Annotated in this window: 19 protein-coding genes; 7 read left to right on the top strand and 12 right to left on the bottom strand. The window is 61.9% G+C overall.

Annotation, left to right across the window (positions count from 1 at the left end; all coding sequences use genetic code 11):
- Positions 1 to 39: 39 nt before the first annotated feature.
- The 4 genes from adhP to ACF8K2_RS12095 all read right to left on the bottom strand — a co-directional run bounded on the left by adhP (position 40) and on the right by ACF8K2_RS12095 (position 4,693).
- Entirely contained in the window at positions 40 to 1,050 is a 1,011-nt protein-coding gene (adhP, locus tag ACF8K2_RS12110; protein ID WP_392464992.1) for an alcohol dehydrogenase AdhP, read from the bottom strand.
- 98 nt (positions 1,051 to 1,148) lie between these two features.
- Complete coding sequence (locus ACF8K2_RS12105; protein ID WP_392464990.1) at positions 1,149 to 2,636, bottom strand: DASS family sodium-coupled anion symporter; 1,488 nt, start codon at positions 2,634 to 2,636, stop codon at positions 1,149 to 1,151.
- Positions 2,637 to 2,813: 177 nt separating this feature from the next.
- Positions 2,814 to 4,040, bottom strand: a complete 1,227-nt coding sequence (locus ACF8K2_RS12100) for an MFS transporter (protein WP_392464988.1) — start codon at positions 4,038 to 4,040, stop codon at positions 2,814 to 2,816.
- A 215-nt stretch (positions 4,041 to 4,255) separates the two neighbouring features.
- The gene (locus ACF8K2_RS12095; protein ID WP_186553363.1) at positions 4,256 to 4,693 is read right to left on the bottom strand and encodes an acetyltransferase; all 438 of its coding nucleotides are present in this window, start codon (positions 4,691 to 4,693) and stop codon (positions 4,256 to 4,258) included.
- Between the two features lie 374 nt (positions 4,694 to 5,067).
- Here ACF8K2_RS12095 and ACF8K2_RS12090 point away from each other — a divergent pair, with 374 nt between their 5' ends.
- On the top strand, positions 5,068 to 5,307 hold the full coding sequence (locus ACF8K2_RS12090) for a hypothetical protein (RefSeq protein WP_186553362.1): 240 nt from the start codon (positions 5,068 to 5,070) through the stop codon (positions 5,305 to 5,307).
- 76 nt (positions 5,308 to 5,383) lie between these two features.
- Positions 5,384 to 5,653, top strand: a complete 270-nt coding sequence (locus ACF8K2_RS12085; RefSeq protein WP_392464982.1) for a hypothetical protein — start codon at positions 5,384 to 5,386, stop codon at positions 5,651 to 5,653.
- A 131-nt stretch (positions 5,654 to 5,784) separates the two neighbouring features.
- Here ACF8K2_RS12085 and ACF8K2_RS12080 read toward each other — a convergent pair whose 3' ends face one another.
- From ACF8K2_RS12080 to ACF8K2_RS12065, 4 genes are all read right to left on the bottom strand, one after another.
- Positions 5,785 to 6,249, bottom strand: coding sequence for a hemerythrin domain-containing protein (locus tag ACF8K2_RS12080; protein WP_186553360.1), 465 nt, complete (start codon positions 6,247 to 6,249; stop codon positions 5,785 to 5,787).
- A 115-nt stretch (positions 6,250 to 6,364) separates the two neighbouring features.
- Positions 6,365 to 6,808, bottom strand: a complete 444-nt coding sequence (locus ACF8K2_RS12075; RefSeq protein ID WP_264234529.1) for a DUF421 domain-containing protein — start codon at positions 6,806 to 6,808, stop codon at positions 6,365 to 6,367.
- 9 nt (positions 6,809 to 6,817) lie between these two features.
- Positions 6,818 to 7,324: a hypothetical protein gene (locus ACF8K2_RS12070; protein WP_392464981.1), complete on the bottom strand. Its 507-nt coding sequence runs from the start codon at positions 7,322 to 7,324 to the stop codon at positions 6,818 to 6,820.
- 10 nt (positions 7,325 to 7,334) lie between these two features.
- On the bottom strand, positions 7,335 to 7,838 hold the full coding sequence (locus ACF8K2_RS12065) for a CinA family protein (protein ID WP_264234531.1): 504 nt from the start codon (positions 7,836 to 7,838) through the stop codon (positions 7,335 to 7,337).
- Positions 7,839 to 8,081: 243 nt separating this feature from the next.
- Here ACF8K2_RS12065 and ACF8K2_RS12060 point away from each other — a divergent pair, with 243 nt between their 5' ends.
- Genes ACF8K2_RS12060 through ACF8K2_RS12050 form a run of 3 tightly spaced genes read left to right on the top strand, consistent with a single transcriptional unit; the run spans position 8,082 to position 9,912 of the window.
- Positions 8,082 to 8,681, top strand: a complete 600-nt coding sequence (locus ACF8K2_RS12060; protein ID WP_392464979.1) for a hypothetical protein — start codon at positions 8,082 to 8,084, stop codon at positions 8,679 to 8,681.
- Complete coding sequence (locus ACF8K2_RS12055; RefSeq protein ID WP_264234533.1) at positions 8,681 to 9,109, top strand: phage holin family protein; 429 nt, start codon at positions 8,681 to 8,683, stop codon at positions 9,107 to 9,109. The genes ACF8K2_RS12060 and ACF8K2_RS12055 overlap by 1 nt, the downstream gene beginning before the upstream one ends.
- Positions 9,106 to 9,912: a DUF3618 domain-containing protein gene (locus tag ACF8K2_RS12050; RefSeq protein ID WP_392464976.1), complete on the top strand. Its 807-nt coding sequence runs from the start codon at positions 9,106 to 9,108 to the stop codon at positions 9,910 to 9,912. The genes ACF8K2_RS12055 and ACF8K2_RS12050 overlap by 4 nt, the downstream gene beginning before the upstream one ends.
- 124 nt (positions 9,913 to 10,036) lie before the next feature.
- Here ACF8K2_RS12050 and ACF8K2_RS12045 read toward each other — a convergent pair whose 3' ends face one another.
- The gene (locus ACF8K2_RS12045) at positions 10,037 to 10,339 is read right to left on the bottom strand and encodes an AzlD family protein (RefSeq protein WP_392464974.1); all 303 of its coding nucleotides are present in this window, start codon (positions 10,337 to 10,339) and stop codon (positions 10,037 to 10,039) included.
- Positions 10,336 to 11,055, bottom strand: a complete 720-nt coding sequence (locus ACF8K2_RS12040; RefSeq protein ID WP_392464972.1) for an AzlC family ABC transporter permease — start codon at positions 11,053 to 11,055, stop codon at positions 10,336 to 10,338. The genes ACF8K2_RS12045 and ACF8K2_RS12040 overlap by 4 nt, the downstream gene beginning before the upstream one ends.
- A 118-nt stretch (positions 11,056 to 11,173) precedes the next feature.
- Here ACF8K2_RS12040 and ACF8K2_RS12035 point away from each other — a divergent pair, with 118 nt between their 5' ends.
- Together ACF8K2_RS12035 and ACF8K2_RS12030 are read left to right on the top strand one after the other, a co-directional pair.
- Positions 11,174 to 11,638, top strand: coding sequence for an Lrp/AsnC family transcriptional regulator (locus ACF8K2_RS12035; protein WP_081742284.1), 465 nt, complete (start codon positions 11,174 to 11,176; stop codon positions 11,636 to 11,638).
- Positions 11,639 to 11,943: 305 nt separating this feature from the next.
- The gene (locus tag ACF8K2_RS12030) at positions 11,944 to 13,272 is read left to right on the top strand and encodes a DUF3100 domain-containing protein (protein ID WP_368973755.1); all 1,329 of its coding nucleotides are present in this window, start codon (positions 11,944 to 11,946) and stop codon (positions 13,270 to 13,272) included.
- A gap of 699 nt (positions 13,273 to 13,971) precedes the next feature.
- Here the strand turns inward: ACF8K2_RS12030 and ACF8K2_RS12025 are convergent.
- Together ACF8K2_RS12025 and ACF8K2_RS12020 are read right to left on the bottom strand one after the other, a co-directional pair.
- On the bottom strand, positions 13,972 to 15,129 hold the full coding sequence (locus ACF8K2_RS12025; RefSeq protein ID WP_392464969.1) for a M20 aminoacylase family protein: 1,158 nt from the start codon (positions 15,127 to 15,129) through the stop codon (positions 13,972 to 13,974).
- 5 nt (positions 15,130 to 15,134) lie between these two features.
- Complete coding sequence (locus tag ACF8K2_RS12020; protein WP_392464968.1) at positions 15,135 to 16,652, bottom strand: aldehyde dehydrogenase family protein; 1,518 nt, start codon at positions 16,650 to 16,652, stop codon at positions 15,135 to 15,137.
- Position 16,653: the final 1 nt, after the last annotated feature.

Genomic DNA, 16,653 nt, shown 5'->3' with positions numbered 1-16,653 from the left:
GGCATAGGCTGGCTGACTCATGCCGAGGTGAGGGCATGCTCAGCGACTGAAGTCGATCACCATGCGGCCTTTGATCTTGCCTTCTTGCATCTCGTCGAAAATCTGATTGATGTCTTCGACCGGGCGCAGGGTCACCTTGGGCACGACCTTGCCTTGCGCGGCGAACTCGAACGCCTCGTGCAAGTCTTGCCGGGTGCCAACCAACGAGCCGACCACTTCGATGCCATCGAGCACCAGCCGTGGAATGTCCAGGCTCATGGCTTCTGGCGGCAAGCCTACCGCGACCAGGCGGCCACCGGCACGCAGGGCATCGACCGCCGAGTTGAACGCCGCTTTGGCCACCGCCGTGACCACCGCAGCGTGGGCGCCGCCGGTCTTCTCCTGGATGATTTTCGCGGCATCCTCGCTACGTGGGTTGATCACCAGATCCGCGCCCATCTCGCTGGCAAAGCGCAGTTGCTCATCGTTGACATCGATGGCAATGACCTTGGCGTTGAACACGTTCTTGGCGTACTGCAGGGCCAGGTTACCCAGCCCGCCGAGGCCGTAGATGGCGATCCATTGACCGGGGCGGATGTTGGAGATCTTCACCGCCTTGTAGGTGGTGACACCTGCGCAAGTGATGCTGCTGGCGGCGGCAGAGTCGAGCCCATCCGGGACTTTGACCGAGTAATCGGCGACCACGATGCACGACTCGGCCATCCCCCCGTCGACGGTATAGCCGGAGTTCTTCACCTCGCGGCACAGCGTCTCGTTACCGCTATTGCAGTACTCGCAGTGGCCGCAGCCTTGGAAGAACCAGGCCACGCTGGCGCGGTCGCCTGGCTTGAGCGAGGTCACGCCGGGGCCCACTTCCTGAACGATACCGATGCCTTCATGGCCGAGGATCACCCCGGTCTTGTCACCGAAATCGCCGTTCTTGACGTGCAGGTCGGTGTGGCAAACGCCGCAGCACTGCATTTTCAGCAGCGCTTCACCGTGTTTGAGCGGGCGCAGGGTTTTGTCCACGACCTCGACGCGACGCCCTTGGGCAACAACAGCAGCTTTCATACATGCCTCCGTGTAATGCTGAGTGAGCTTGAGTTATTGCAGGGTCAGCATAGCCAATACGCGTGAAGCGTCGGCTGCGCGCATGACCCTGCTCGGGTTTACATCCAGCCAAGCCAAGACCAGTAGGTGCTGGCGAACACCAGCAGCAGCGCATAGCCGATCGCCGTGACCCACAGGCCGACCCGGGCAAACTGGCGCGGGGTGAACGTGTCGGTGCCCAGGCAGACCATGTTCTGCGGGGCGTTGATCGGCAAGATGAAGCCAAAGCTGACCACAAAGCCGAGCAACATGGTCATGCCGATCCGGCTGAAGTCGCCCGGCAGGGTTTGCAGCACGGCGATCAAAATCGGCAGCAGCGCCGAGGTCAGCGCGGTGGCGCTGGCGAACCCCAGGTGGATGACGATCAAAAACGCGCCGAGCACCGCCAGCACGCCCAGCGAGCTGAGCTGATCCAGGCCTGTGTGCTGCACCACTTGCGCGCCCAGCCACTGCCCGGCCTGGGTGGTGAGCAAGGTGGTACCCAGGCTGATGCCGACGCCGAACACGATCACCGTGCCCCACGGGATGCGCGCTTGCACATCCTTCCAGGTCATCACGCCAAAGCGTGGCAGCAACAGCACCACCAGGCCGGCGTAGGTGGTGGTCGTGGTATCGAACGGGTGCAGGCGGCCTTCAGTGGCCCAGGCCAACAGCAATAGCAGCGAGACCACACCCAGGCGCTTTTGCGCGGCGCTCATCGGCCCCAGTTGGGCCAGGCTCCGGCTGACCCCGGCCATGCCGCCGGGCACGCTGTCGCTTTCCGGCGGCAGCAGCTTCAACACCAGCACGATCAGCACCACCGACATGATCAGCGCCCAAGGCGCGCCGGCGATCAGCCAGTCGAGCCACGACACCCGCGCGCCCAGCATCTTGTCCATGAAGCCGATGGTCAGCAGGTTCTGCGCCGCTGCGGTCTGGATACCGACGTTCCAGATGCTGGTGCCCTGGGCGACGATGATCATGATTCCTGCAGCGATGTTGGAGCGCGCCGGCACTCCGAATGCGGCGATCACTCCCATCATGATCGGCACCACGCAGGCACTGCGCGCCGTTGCGCTGGGCACCACCAGGCTGAGCAGGACGATAACGATCATCGCCCCGAGCAATACCCGTCGGGTGCTGGCTCCGACCTTGGTCAGGGTGACCAGGGCGATGCGCTTGTCCAGCCCGGTATGGGTCATCGCCGCGGCGATGAACAATGCGCCGACCACCAGCGCCAACGCCGGGTTGGCAAAGCCTGACAACGCCATCGACACGCCTGCTGAAGAGCCGTAGCTGACCGAAGGGTCGGCCAGGGTCGGCGCGGTGCCCAGCAGCACGGCCATCAGCGAGGTGATCATGATCGCGCTGGCTTCGTAGGAAACCGCCTCGGTGATCCACACGATCACGGCAAATACCAGGATCGCCAGCATGCGCTGGCCTGCTACAGGCAAGGTGTCGGGAAACGGCAGGAATAAGACCCCAGCCAACGCCAGGCAGGCGATGATCAGCCCGGGTGGAAAGCGCACAGCAGCAGGCGAGGGCTGCTGTGAGGCATGGTCCGTCATGGTTCGCTCACTGGCTGCAATAAAGGTGCTAGCCAGCATAGCGCGGGTTGCGCGCGGTAAAGCTGCTTCAGGTCATGGGTTGGCTGAGTGGTCAGCGCCACGCGCAAGCCAACGGCCGAGGAGCCGCTGCGACCTGTCCCGCGAATTGGGCCGCAGCAGCCTAGGGAGGTGTAGCTGCTAGCAGGGCTGGGCCGCCAGACTGTTACTGACCTTGCGCCCCAGCACCAGCACCGTGACAAAACCGCAGCCGACCAGCGCCGTGGCCAGACTCAACAGCACCGAGCTGCCCAGCTGGTCGACGATCTGTCCGCCGAAGAACGAGCCCAGCGCGATAATCACCTGGAACATGGCCACAAACAGCGGCATGCCGCGTTCGACGTCCTTGGGCGCTACGACGAACATCCAGATGCTGGCGCAGGCCGGGAACGCGCCGAAGGCGAAGCCCCACAAAGCGATGAGCATCGCAGCGCCAGTCATGCCGGTCGCGAAATACGGGAACAGCGCGGTGCTCACGCCGATCAGCAACGCGACCAGCAACAAGGTGTGGCGCACGCTACGGTTAGCGGCAAAACCGGCGAAGATATTGCCCAACACCCCGGCCACGCCATACAGCAACAACAGCGAGCCAATGGTCGGCCCATCGAAGCCGGCACTTTGTTTGAAGAACGGCGCGACATAGGTGTACGCGGCAAAGTGCGCCAGGCCAATCAGCAGCACCGCGATCAAGCCAACCCGCGCTTGTGGGTTGATGAACAATGCTGGCAGGTCACTGATGCGAATCGCTTTGTCGGGATTGAGCCGCGGCAGCAGGAAGATCTGCGCCAACAGCACCGGTATGCCGACCAACGCGGTGACCAGGAAGGTCATGCGCCAGCCCATCAAGCCACTGAGCCAGGTGCCCACCGGCACACCCAGCACGGTGGCCAAGGTCACCCCGACCATGATGATCGAAGTGGCCTGGGCTACGCCGACCCCCTTGGGCGCCAAACGGCCGCTAAGGGCAATTGCCGTTGCCCAGAAACCGCCGATGCTGATGCCCAGTAGTACCCGGCCAAACAGCAGCAGGCTGAAGTCGCTGGCGTAGGCCACGACCGCGTTGGCGATGATCATGATCAGCGTCAGGCCGATCAGCAGGTAGCGCCGATCCAACGCGCCAATGCCCACCGACAGCAAGGGCGCGGCGAGGGCGGCCATGATGCCGGGCAGGGTAACCATCAGGCCGGCTTGGCCGGCGCTGATGCCCAGGTCGCTGGCGACATCGTTGAGCACCCCCACCGGGAGAAACTCGCTGGTGACCAGGGCAAAGGCGCCCACCGCGACCGAGAGAATCGCCAGCCACTGCTGGCTGACGCTCTGTTGATTATGTTCCAGAAGGCCTTCAGAGGCCTGGTTGACGCTTGGCATTGTGTAGAGTTCCAAGGTGCAAGGTCGCCTGCAACAGGCGAGAAAACGCAGAAAATTGACGGCGATTATAGGAGCCGGCTTCTCAGCCCATTAGGCCGGCGGCTCGATAGTAATAATCAGCGCAATCGATGAACCGCCCCGCGCAGAGCGCCCGCAGGCGTGCGTCAAGCAGTCGCTTGCAGGGGTGACGCTAGGGGCGATTGGCTGTCACGGCGTCAACCGGGCAGCTTCATGTGCAGCAACGGGAATGGCCGGCCTTCACCATCGAGGGGTGAGCGACCGGTCTGAACGAAGCCGTAATGCAGATAAAAACCCACTGCCTGCGGATTTTGCTCGTTGACATCGACGCTCAGTGTTTTGCGCGACTCGCGCACAAAATCGAGCAGGGCACGGCCAGTGCCTTGACCGTGCAGATGCGGATCGATGAAGAGCATTTCCACGTGGTCTTGGTTGAGCCCAATGAAGCCTTGTGGCGAATCTTCGCTATCAACCGCAACCCACAGTTCGACTGCCGGTAGGTAGATATCGCGTAGCTGTGGGAGCAGGGCGTCTATGTCGGACGCTTGCAAAAAAGGGTGGGTTGCGCGAACGGCGCGCAGCCAAATGCTAAGCAGCAGCGGATGGTCCGCAGCATTAGCTTGACGAATGATCATGCAATCATCCTCATTCACTGGATGTCGGAAGCGTGGTGCGCCAGTGCCTGGCGACCGTGGGGGACTCGGCATCGTGTATGCCCGCTTCGCGAATTAACGCCTGGGCGGTGCACTGAAGAGGTGGCCGAAAAAGAAGGGGGTGGTGAATTTACTAAGTGCTTGTTGGGGCGTCAAGGTGCTGCGGCGATGCGCTGGCCCAGTTCAATGCCAGCGCACCGCTCCTGGCGCCGACTATCGAGCACGGGAGCGGGCACTGACAGATCGCGGTGAAGGGCTTAAACCTCAGAACGCTACTGGACCTGATGCAATTGAATCAAACTTTTCCACGCTGTCGGGCTCTGCTGAATAACACACCCCATTGAAGGACAACCGCCATGAAGCACACTGATCCCAATCTGGCTGATCGTGAATTGGCGGACAAAGTGCCTCGGCCGATATCTTCAGACCAGGCGCAAAAGGGCGAGCCTTCGCCCGATCCGGTGCTGGAACAGCCAGATCCAGATACCGAAGCGGTAGACAAGGTGATCACGCCGACTTCGATCAAGCAGCAACAGCAGCAGACGCTTGAAATCGAGCGGCGCCTGGCTGAAGCAGAGAAGAAAAACCGGCCTTGAGAAGGGGATGCAGGCGAGTGCGGCTCACCTGCCCCGCAGCCTACAGTGCATGTACTGACTCTGAGGGTCTGTCCAAATGAAGGTCTTCTGCGCATCATTCACAGCACACGACGAGTCACGACTGCGTGCGCTGGCTGCCTGGTATCAAATGCTCGAGGACTTGCAGCTGCGCATGGAGTGTCCGAACGACTACCACGACCAACTGCTCAGGCACGCGGACGAAATGGATCGATGCGGGCTGGTGAGTTGGCAAGAGTGGCGCGACTTGCGCATCGAGGCCGATCAACACTACCTGCTTGCCATCGCCGGAGCGGATTATGGGCCAAACGCAGGACGGCATGGCTGACAGGCAGCACGCTTAGCGCAAACCCGCTGCTGCAGCGCTTGTGAACCGCGAACTGCCGAGATTGCGTGGGTCAAGCGCAGGGTGTGCGTGCGCCTATGCATCAGTCGCACGCACAACCTTAAAGCCGTCGCTCAAGCGGCGCGTTGCTCGTTCTTGAGCAATTTTTTCTGCGCCAGCATCGCCTGGCCCATGCTCTCCAATGCATCTTTGCCCAATAGCTTTTTCGCCGTTGGGAACAGCTCGCTCTCTTCTTCCTCGATGTGGTGCTCCAGCAGCTCCTTCATGACCTTCACCCGGCCAGCAAATTCGACGGTGTCGGTGGCGGTGTGAAGCAGGTCGGGGAGTACCAGTGAATCGACGGTGCGGTGTTCTTCCTTGGCCTCGTAGTACAGCTTCTCTTCTTCTCTGCCGCCGGCTTGCTTGATGGCCGGATAAAGAATCTGCTCTTCAAGCGCGGTATGGATCTGCAGCTCCTGCTCGATGCGTTGGAGCAGTTCGCCGCGCTTTTTGACCGCGCGTTCGGTGGTGGTGGATAGCTCCTCCAGGAGCTTTTTCACGAGCTTGTGATCTTGCGTCAGCAATTCGATAGCGTTCATTGGAAGACCTCATTGCAGGCGGGATAATAGGCATTACCTGCGATGGAGTACGCGCTGAGCAACAGCGTTCAATAGCATTGACGGTTGGCATTGTCGGCGGCCAACCACAGCCAACCTACTCCTGCGGGATAATCGAAATCTTGCCGTTGCGCTCGACAACGGCAAATTTGATCTGCTCGACCCTCTCCAGGCCCTGGCTATCACGCGCCGATTCAAGAATATCGTCCTCGGTCAGTCGCGCCCGCCGCATTCGCTGGTGAAGAAAACGTCCGTGCTCGACCACCAAGGTCGCATGCCCGTCCAGTAGTCTTGCCAGTGGACGGGAGTTGAGCTTGGCCAATGACAGACCCACATCCAGCACGATCAAGGTGGCGATCACCAGCATTGCGTTGATGAACGAGAAGTCATCGCCCAGCAGCGCCTGTTGCGTTGCCTCGCCGATGATCAGCAGCAGGACGAAGTCGAAGGTCGTCAGGTCCGACAAAGAACGTCTGCCCGCTACCCGAAACAGCAACATCAAGGCCACGTACATGCCCGCGGCTCGAAGGATCGAGTCCATGCAGCGCTCCTAAGGAAAGAAAAACGTGGAAAAAGCAGTCGCGCTGGCGGGGCCCGATCTGACAACACCCTTCAGTCTCCCCACAGACTCGCAATGCAGTGTCAGGTACAAGGTGGCCACGCCATCTTCGCTGGTACCCAGCTCGAACAACAACGCTTGCCCGCGTGAGCGCGAGACCTGGGGCTCAGGTTGCAGCGTCTGGATGCTGACGTGCCTGAAAAATCCCCCGTCGAGCTCGACCGTCACCGGTGTTCCCGGCGTGCCGCGTACGCTGATGCGAAGGTTGTCTTGCGTGCCGCTGCGGCTGATGCGCTGGTAGTCGACCTGGACCCGACCGTCAGCACTGATCGATTGCCCATCGCTGAGCGGGCCGTTACCGAACAGACCCGCCAAACCCAGCGAAACGATCACCACCAGCGCGTACCAGCCGAGCCGTTCGAAACGCCAGACGCGCTGCTGCATGCGCATGTTTTCTTCGACCGGATGGTGCCTGGAACTCAGCTCATCGTTGTCCATTGCCACGCCCTCACGCGCGCTCGCCGCGCAGCCAGCGTTGGTGATAGTGAGCCAGGCGGGTAAGGCCAAACACCGCCCCCTGGTGCATCACCTCGGCACGTTCACCGAAAAAACGCTGGGTGCGGGTGAACACCGCGAACGGTTCACCGGCAAATGCCCAAGCGAAACACAGCGTACCCGGCGCTACGCCGGCTTCAGGCTCGGGGCCGGCTACCCCTGTGGTGGCGATAGCGACATTGGCAGTGCTGTCTTTCAAGGCACCGATTGCCATCTCCCAAGCAACGGCTTCGCTGGTCAGTCCGTAGCGCTCGATGGTTTGTGGGTTGACCCCGAGCAGGCGTTGCTTGGCGCTGGGCGAATACACCACATAGCCACTCTCGAGCACTTCGCCAGTCCCAGGAATCTCGGCCAGCAGGGCCACCATGAAACCGGCCGTACAGGATTCGGCCGTGGTCAATAGCAGTGCGTTATGCCTGAGGTAGTCGAGTGCGGCCACGACGGTGTCTTTAGGCATCTGAGGTGCTCGCCAGGTTGTTTAGCGGTGGACGTTAGCCGCCCTGCTTTGGTTCACGCCAATTGACGGTAACCGCGTATCTAGCTAGTGCATTGCTCCCCAGTAAACCCCGCGCAAGCCCTTAGCGCTGAGGCTAAGGGTTACCGATCACTCTGACTGAACTCTATGAACCAGCGCTGCGTCCCCCGATTGAAGGCACTTCATCCGGCAGCCGCCGGCTGATCATTTGCGAGGGACATGACCATGGAACGCGATCAAGGCTCGGCGTCACCGCCGAGCAGCACCCAGGATCACCTGCACGCCATTACCGATGAAGCAGGGGCCCTGCTCAATGAGGCGAAGACTCAAGGCAATGAGCAGTTCGAGCATTACCGCGACACCGCCGCTGACCAGCTCGACTCGCTCAAGCAAGGTGCACGCTCGGCAGCGTCGGCGTTGCAAGGCGGCGATAGCCTGGGGCTGTCCCAGTACTTGGGTCAGGCCGCCGAGTGCATTGGCAGTTTCGCCGAACAAATCCGTCATGAGAGCGCCGAAGACCTGCTCCACCGAGGGTCTCGGTTGGCGCGGGATAATCCGGCGCTGTTTCTCGCCGGCAGTGTGGCGATCGGCTTTGCCTTGTCGCGGTTTCTCCGGGCCAGCGCCAACCCTGGCACAACCAACGCTGCGCCGACTCCCGCCTATGGTGCCAGCGAGCCCTATCAAAGCACGGCTGCGCACCCGGACCGCGCCAGCGATGTGTCTACCCACAAACCCTATACGCCGGTCGACCCGGTCGGCATGGGCGCCGGTACGCCGGTGAGCGGCGGGCCACTGGAGCGTGATCCGCTCAAAGGAGGTGAATGATGAACAAGGACCCTCTACAGGCGACCCCCGGGTTGCACACACCCGCTGACGATCCGGTCGGCGTAGGTGGCCTGCTGCGCCAGCTGATGCGCGAAGTCCCCGAGCTGTTCAGCAAGGAGCTGGCCCTGGCCAAGGCGGAGTTGCAGCACAACCTCAGTACCTTGAAGGCCGGCACTGCGGCGGTCGCTGCAGGTGCAATGGTGTTATTGGCAGGGCTGATCATCCTGCTACTGGCGGCAGTGTATGCCCTGGCCATGGTGGTAGAGCCTTGGCTGGCGGCGCTTATCGTCGGCGCCGTGACCGTGATTATCGGCTTCATCATGCTGCAATCGGGCAAGAAACAGTTCGAGCCCTCGCAGCTGACACCTGATCGCACGCTGCATGCCATGCAGCAGGACAAGGATGCGTTGAAGAGGAAACTGCCATGAATAGCTCATTCGAACAGGACACGCAAAAAGACCCTGACGTGCTCGAGCAGGAAATCAATGCCAAGCGCGAGCACATCAGCGATCTGGTCGATGCCTTGGAGCAGCGTCTGAGCCCCGGGCAACTGATGGATCAGCTGCTTGCCTACAGCAAGGGCAATGGCGGGGAATTTTTCCATAACCTGGGCACCACGCTGAAGAACAACCCGGTGCCCACCGCCCTTACGGTCTTAGGGCTGGCCTGGCTAGGCCTCAATCAGAATCGCCCGTTCAACCCCGGCCCTGCGCAGAGTGGAGCGGGATTGGGTGAAAAGCTCGGCGAGGCGGTCGACAGTGTAAAAGGTGCCTTTGCTCACGCAGGCGAGGCCTTGCACGATGCCAACCACAACATGCGCAGCAAGGCTCATGATCTGCGCGACCGGGTCGGCGAACTGGGCCAAGATGCGCGCGACTCGATGCAGGATTCGGCAGACCGTCTGCGCGGTAGCGCACATCAGCTCGGCGACCAGGCCACGGCCTTGAAGGGGCAATTCGATCATCTGCTCAAGGAACAGCCTTTGGTCCTGGCCGCGCTAGGGATCGCGCTGGGGGCAGCCTTGGGAGCGGCGCTACCCGGCACGCGAAAAGAGGATCAGTTATTTGGCGCCAGCAGTGACCGCTTGACCGAGACCTTGAAAGCCAAGGGCGCTCAAGCCAAGGAGGCTGTCCAGGAGACCGTCAGAGAAGCCACTGCCAAGGACGTACCCAATGCAACGCCCAGAACAGGGGATAGCGACCTTTCCTCAGGCTTGGGCTTCCCGTCATGAGGTTTCACATCTAGCTGCCGCAGAGCAAACTGTGCGCAACGGCTCGGGGCGCTGCAGCCGCCCCGGTTGCGCTGAGCAGAGGAGTATCCCCTGGTTGTTTTGGCACGCGAGCCAACTCACCTGCTCAGGTAGGCAGCGCCGCCCGCAACGCAGCGGTCACGACGATGGCGAACAGCACCACCGGCAGGATCGAATACCGTGAAGCGGCATAGCCGGTGAGGGCCAGGGCAATCAGATCCGCCGGGTGGCCAGAGACGAATTTGGGCGCGATCACGGCGATCAGCACGCAGCCGGGTGCGGCGTTGATCACCTGGCTCAGTTGCGGCCCCAAGCTGCGCTTGCGCAATAGCACAAAGCCCAGTGCGCGGGTCAGGTAGGTCACCACGGCCATGCCCAGGATGGTCACCAAGGTGGTCATGTCGATCATGGCTTGGCCCACAAGTAGGCGCTGAGCAAACCCGCCAGGGTGCCCGCGAGCACGTACCAGCCGCCGGGAATCATCAAGTAGAACAGCCCCGCAGTGATCAGGCTGAACAACCAGGGCAGGGCGGCGTGTACGCCTTTCCACATGCCCTTGAGCAGCACCAGGAAGATCGCCGCGAAGGCCATGTCCAAACCGTAGCTGTGCAGGTCACCCAGCAGCGGCCCGAGCAGTACGCCGAGGGTGCTGAAACTGACCCAGGTGGTCCACAGGCACAGCGACACGCCCATGAAGTAAGGCAGGCTGAAGCCGCCGCGCTGGCGGGCGTCGGCCAAGCCCATTGCCCAGCTCTCGTCGCACATGAAGAACAGCGCGCCGAGCGCCTTCTTCAGGGGCAGGTGACGCAGGTGTGGCGCCAAGGTCGCGCCCATCAGCAGGTGGCGGCTGTTGACCAGCAGGGTCATGGCGACAATCACCAGCAGCGCTGGCGGCGACGTCCACAGCTCGATGGCGGCGAACTCCGAGCCACCACCGAAATTGAGCCCGGTCATCAGCGCCAATTCGCCGGCCTTGAGCTGATGCTGCGAAGCTTGCGCGCCGAGCACCAGCGCCAGGGGTATGAAACCCATCAGGACGGGCAGGGCAGCCAGCGCACCACGGCGCAGTTCGCTGAGCGGCGTGCTTGCGGGGGGATCGTTCAGTACGGATTCAAGGGTATTCATGGTCACCTCCAAGGGAGGAAAATTATTCCAATGAATCGCTGAAATCGGGTTGCGTAGTAGCGCTATGGGCGTGAGTATTTGGCAGCTGCTACCACTAAATCGTATTCATGGGTTTTGTATGCCAATCAAGCTCGACGCCATCGATCGACGCATCCTGCGCGCGCTGCAACGCGACGGCAGGTTGCAAAACCAGGAACTGGCCAAACAAGTCGGCCTCTCCGCTTCGCCATGCCTGCGGCGGGTGCGTTTGCTGGAAGAAGCGGGGGTAATCGAGCGCTATGTGGCGCTGGTGGATCCGGCCAAGGTAGCGCTGGGCCTGACCTTGTTCGTCCGCGTCTGGCTCAAGCGCCAGGATCAGGAGACGACTGATGAGTTCGTCGAAGCCGTGCGGCAACTGCCGGAAGTGGTCGAGTGCCATGTAATGGCCGGTGACTGCGATCTGCTGCTGCGGGTCGTGGCGGCGGATCTGGAGGCCTATCGCAGGTTCCAGATCGCCCACCTGACCAGCTTGAGCGTGGTGCAGAACGTCAAGACCGAGGTGCCCATGGAGAAGATCAAGCTGACTACCGAGTTGCCGGTGTGAAGGAAGCTGCCCTGCGATAAACGAGTGTTGTGTGTTCTGATTTAGGCAACAACAAATGCATTTCAGAATATTGGAGTGGGTTCACCTGCTGGCCATACTGGCTGCGTACCGCTCGCAGCGGTGCGGCCCCCGGGTTTACTGGGGATCGCTGCGGACAGTCGGATAAAAACAAAGTGCTCGTCAGCAACCAACCTCCATGCCTGCCATGGATTTGCGATCTGCCCTGGGTACCGAAAGGTGCTCCCTGACAACAACACAACTATTGGGCCGCCGTCGCCGGGGGCTCAGCAGGCAAGGGGACTCACATGCAACACACCGACACACTCGCCATGCGCGAAAACAGCGCGACTTCCGCCACGGTCAAGCTGTACATCTGGGCAGCGATCATCTTGATCGCGGCCGAACTGATCGGCGCTATCAGTATTCCCCTGGGGCCCGGCAAAGTGGTGTTGCTGCCGATGGTCTGGGCGCTGCTGATCGGCGCCGGTATCGGCATAATGAGCCGCCGCATGCCAGGCACCATCGGCGTCGACACCGGTGCGCAAGTGCGCGCTGCCTCCATTTTGCAACCTGCACTGCTGGTGTTCATCGCCAAACTTGGCCTGGTCGTCGGCGGTTCGCTGCCGGTGGTATTCGCCTCGGGCTGGGCGCTGGTGTTTCAGGAATTCGGCCACTTCGTCGGCACGGTGATTCTCGGGTTGCCGGTAGCGTTGCTGCTGGGGATCAAGCGTGAAGCAGTGGGCGCGACCTTCTCGGTCGGCCGCGAGCCAAGCTTGGCCATCATCGGCGAGCGCTACGGCATGGACTCCCCAGAGGGCCGTGGCGTGCTGGCCGAGTACCTCACCGGTACCCTGTTCGGCGCGCTGTTCATCGCTATCGTTGCCGGCTTCATCACCAGCCTGGGGATCTTCCACCCCAATTCGCTGGCCATGGGCTCGGGCATCGGTTCGGGCAGCATGATGGCTGCCGCGGCAGGTGCCATCGCCGCCCAGCAAACGCCGGAAGTGGCCAAGGAAGTCATGGCCCTGGCCGCCGCTGCCAACCTGATCACCACCACCCTGGGCACCTACTTCACCCTGTTCATCTCGCTGCCACTGGCGGTGTGGGGCTACCGTGTGCTGGAGCCGCTGATCGGCCGCACCACCAAGGCCTCGGTGATCGACCAAGGTCCAAGCAGCAGCGACGTGTCGCTGGAAAGCCACGAACTGGGCTGGGTCGGTCGCGTCAGCGCCTGGTTTGCCGCAGGTGCCCTGGCGCTGATGGCCAACTACGTCGGCTATCAGGTGTTGTCACCAGAAGCGTTCGCCGGCATGGCGATCATGATCGGCGCTGTGTTTGCCGGTGAAATGCTGTGCAGCCTGCTGGGGCGGAAAATTCCTGCAGTGTGCACGGTATCGGTGGTTGCCATGTTCCTGACGTCGCCGCTGTGCCCATGGGCTGCTGAAGTGACCCGCCTGACCAACTCGATCAACATGCTGGCGGTGATCACGCCGATGCTGACGTTCGCCGGTCTGTCGATTGCCAAGGACCTGCCAGCGTTCCGCCGGCTGGGCTGGCGCATCGTGCTGGTATCGTTCCTGGCCAACTTCGGCACCTTCATTGGCGCGGTGCTGATCGCTGAGTTCTTCCACTGACAGTGCATTAACCGCTAGCCCACTTGCGCGGGCTACCTTAACGGCCGACTTCTGTCGGCCGTTTTGCTATCTGCCATTTGCCAATTGCTGGCGATGCCCAATGCCCAGGTCTGCGGCCAGAAGTGTTGCGTGGTAATGGTTTGAAGGTTGCCACGCTTTCCCTGCTGAAGTCGCGCAGTGGGTGGCGGCGCCTGGGCTGGTGTTATCTGTTGAAAGTGTGAGGGTGGATGTTCTGGCCTCTTCGCGGGCAAGCCCGCTCCCACAGGGATAGCGCCGTTTTCAGGGGCGCAGCGGTACCTGTGTGAGATCTATGATTATGGGCAAGCCAATCATTGAATCCTGCCTGCACTGAAGCGTTCTCCACACGATGCTCAGCGCTAGGTTTTGTGGTGTCTTAACCGGCCTCTTCGCGGGCAAGCCCGCTCCCACAGGCACCCCGTTGACCTCGAAGCCAGCGCGCTACCTGTGGGAGCGGGCTTGCCCGCGAAGAGGCCGGGTCAAGCAACACTAAATAGACAATCAAAAGTTGGCTTTAGCTTGCGCCAGATCTCGGTGATTTGCTGGCTCTTGATCTGAGTACGCGCAGGTCCAGCCGATGCTGCGAAAAGCACAGGCATCTACGCAGCAATTTCGGTTGCTTCAAGGAGGGATAGTGAAGATGTCATCAGGGCATGCGCCGCATGCCCTGATGCAGAAGGCTCAGCGAGCCGGCAGGTTCTGTTCGACCAAAGCGGTCCACACGGCAACGCCTGGCTCGATGACCTGGTCGTTGAAATCGTAGTACGGGTTATGCAGGGCCGCCGATGGCTGCTCGCCGTCCACGCCCATCCAGATATAGGCACCCGGGCACGCTTGGAGCATGAAGGCGAAGTCTTCCGAGGCCATCGACGGTTGGCAGCCGAACTGCACCTTGTCTTCACCCAGCGCCAACTGCGCGGCCTGGCTGATGACCTGCGCCTGCTGCACGTGGTTTTCAGTCACCGGGTAGCCGACATTGTAGGTCAGCGCGCCGTGGACGCCGAAGGCGCTCGGCATCTGTGCGACGAACTCGCCAATCAGCTGCTGTACCTTCTCGCGTACCGGCGTTTGCAGGCAGCGCACGGTGCCGCGCAGGGTGGCAGTCTCGGGGATGACGTTGATCGCTTCGCCAGCATTGACCTGGGTCACGCTGATTACCGCGCTGTCCAGCGGCGACAGGCGCCGCGAGGTGATGGTCTGCAAGCCCAGGATCAGCTCTGCAGCAGCGACGATCGGGTCAAAGCCGCGGTCGGGCATGGCGGCGTGGGAGCCTTTGCCGGTCAGAGTGATCTCGAAGGTATCCAGCGAAGCCATCATCGGCCCCGGATTGACCAGCACCTTGCCGGCCGGGACGCCTGGCCAGTTGTGCAGGCCGTAGATTGACTGCATCGGGAACAGCTCGAACAAGCCGTCCTCGATCATCTTCTGCGCGCCACCGAGGTTTTCTTCAGCCGGCTGGAACACGAAATACACGGTGCCGCTGAAGTTGCGCGTTTCGCTCAGGTGGCGTGCCGTGGCCAGCAGGATCGCCGTGTGCCCATCGTGGCCACAGGCATGCATACACCCTTTGTGCTTGGAGCTGTGGCCGTACTGGCCGAGCTCCTGGATCGGCAGCGCGTCCATGTCGGCGCGGATGCCGATGCTGGGGCCTTCGCCGTTGCGCAGGGCACCGACCACGCCGGTACCGCCCAGGCCGCGATGCACTTCGATGCCGAAGCTGGTCAACAGCTCGGCGACCTTGTCGCTGGTCTGCACTTCCTGAAAGCCCAGCTCCGGCGCCGAGTGGAACTGACGCCGCCAGCCGGTGGCGTCTTTGATCAAGTTGGCTGAAATGCTCATGTTAGTTACTCCAGGCTCGCGCCGTAGCCAAAGCTTGCGGCGGGAACCGCAGCGGTTTCGACCCAGACGCTTTTCACCTCGCTGTACTCGCGCAGCGCGTCCAGGCCCGAAGAGCGGCCATAACCGCTTTCACCGTAGCCGCCAAAGGGCGAGCTGACATGGATGGTCTTGTAGCCGTTGATCCAGAAGGTACCGGCGCGCACCTGTTTGGCCACGCGGTGGGCACGGCCTACGTCGCGGGTCCAGACGCCACCGGCCAGGCCGAAGCGGCTGTCGTTGGCGATGCGAATGGCATCGGCTTCGTCTTCGAACGGGATGGCAACCACCACCGGGCCGAAGATTTCTTCCTGGGCGCAATACAGCGCGTTGTTGCCCGCCAGTACGGTCGGGTTGATGTAGTAGCCAGGCTTGGCCGGGATCGGCTCGGCGCCTTCGCCAACCAGGCGGGCGCCATCTGCCAAGGCACGCTCGACCATGTTTTTTACATGGCTGTACTGCTTGGCGTTGTTGATCGGGCCGATCTGGGTGTGTGGGTCGCTCGGGTCGCCGACCGTGAACTGCTGGGCCGCCTTGGCCAGGGCCTGGGTGAACTTGTCGAAGATCGACGCTTGTACCAGCAGCCGCGACCCGGATACGCAGCTTTGCCCGGCACCGGAGAAGATCGCCGCCTGGGCGCCGCGCAGGGCGACCTCAAGGTCAGCGTCGGCGAAGACGATATTGGCCGACTTGCCGCCCAACTCCAGTACCGCAGGGATGCAGCGCTGCGCCGCCGCGACGGCGATGTGGCGGCCGGTAGCCGGCGAGCCGACGAACACCACCTTGCGAATATCGGCCTTGGCGATCAATTGCTGGCCGATGCTGTGGCCGTAGCCGGCCACCACGTTGACCAGGCCCTTGGGCACGCCAGCACGTTCGATCAGCACTGCGACCACCAGCGAGGACAGCGGGGTCAGCTCCGATGGCTTGAGGATGACTGCGTTACCGGCGGCAATGGCTGGGGCAATCTGCCACCCGCAGGTGAAGATCGGTGCGTTCCACGGGGTGATCTGCAACACGGTGCCCAGTGGTTCGTAGGTCACGTAGTTGAGGTGCGAGGTTGGCACCGGGATCACTTCGCCATGCAGCTTGTCGGCCCAGCCGGCGTAGTATTCGAACATCTCGGCGACTTTGGCCACTTCGACCTTGGCGTCGCGTATCGGCTTGTTGGCGGTCAGCGATTCGATTTGTGCCAGGTTGTCGGCGTGTTGGCGAATCAGTGCGCCGATCTGGTACATGGCGCGCCCGCGCGCCTGGCCGGTCATGCCCCACCATTGTTGCTGGGCGGCCTTGGCGGCGCTGTCTGCCTGCGCTACCAAGGCCTCGTCAGCGTCAGGGAAGCTCAGCATGAGGCTATCGTCGTGGGCGTTGCGCACTTCTACCGCTTGGCCATGACCTTCGATGAACTCACCGCCTACGTAGCTGGCGATCACTTGCCGATCGCCCCAGAACGGGCGCATCAGTTGGCTGATTGTTTCAGTGCTCATC

It is taken from the genome of Pseudomonas sp. xss_2, assembly GCF_043104195.1.
Taxonomy (GTDB): domain Bacteria; phylum Pseudomonadota; class Gammaproteobacteria; order Pseudomonadales; family Pseudomonadaceae; genus Aquipseudomonas; species Aquipseudomonas urmiensis.
This window is presented reverse-complemented; position numbering and strand designations above follow the sequence as displayed.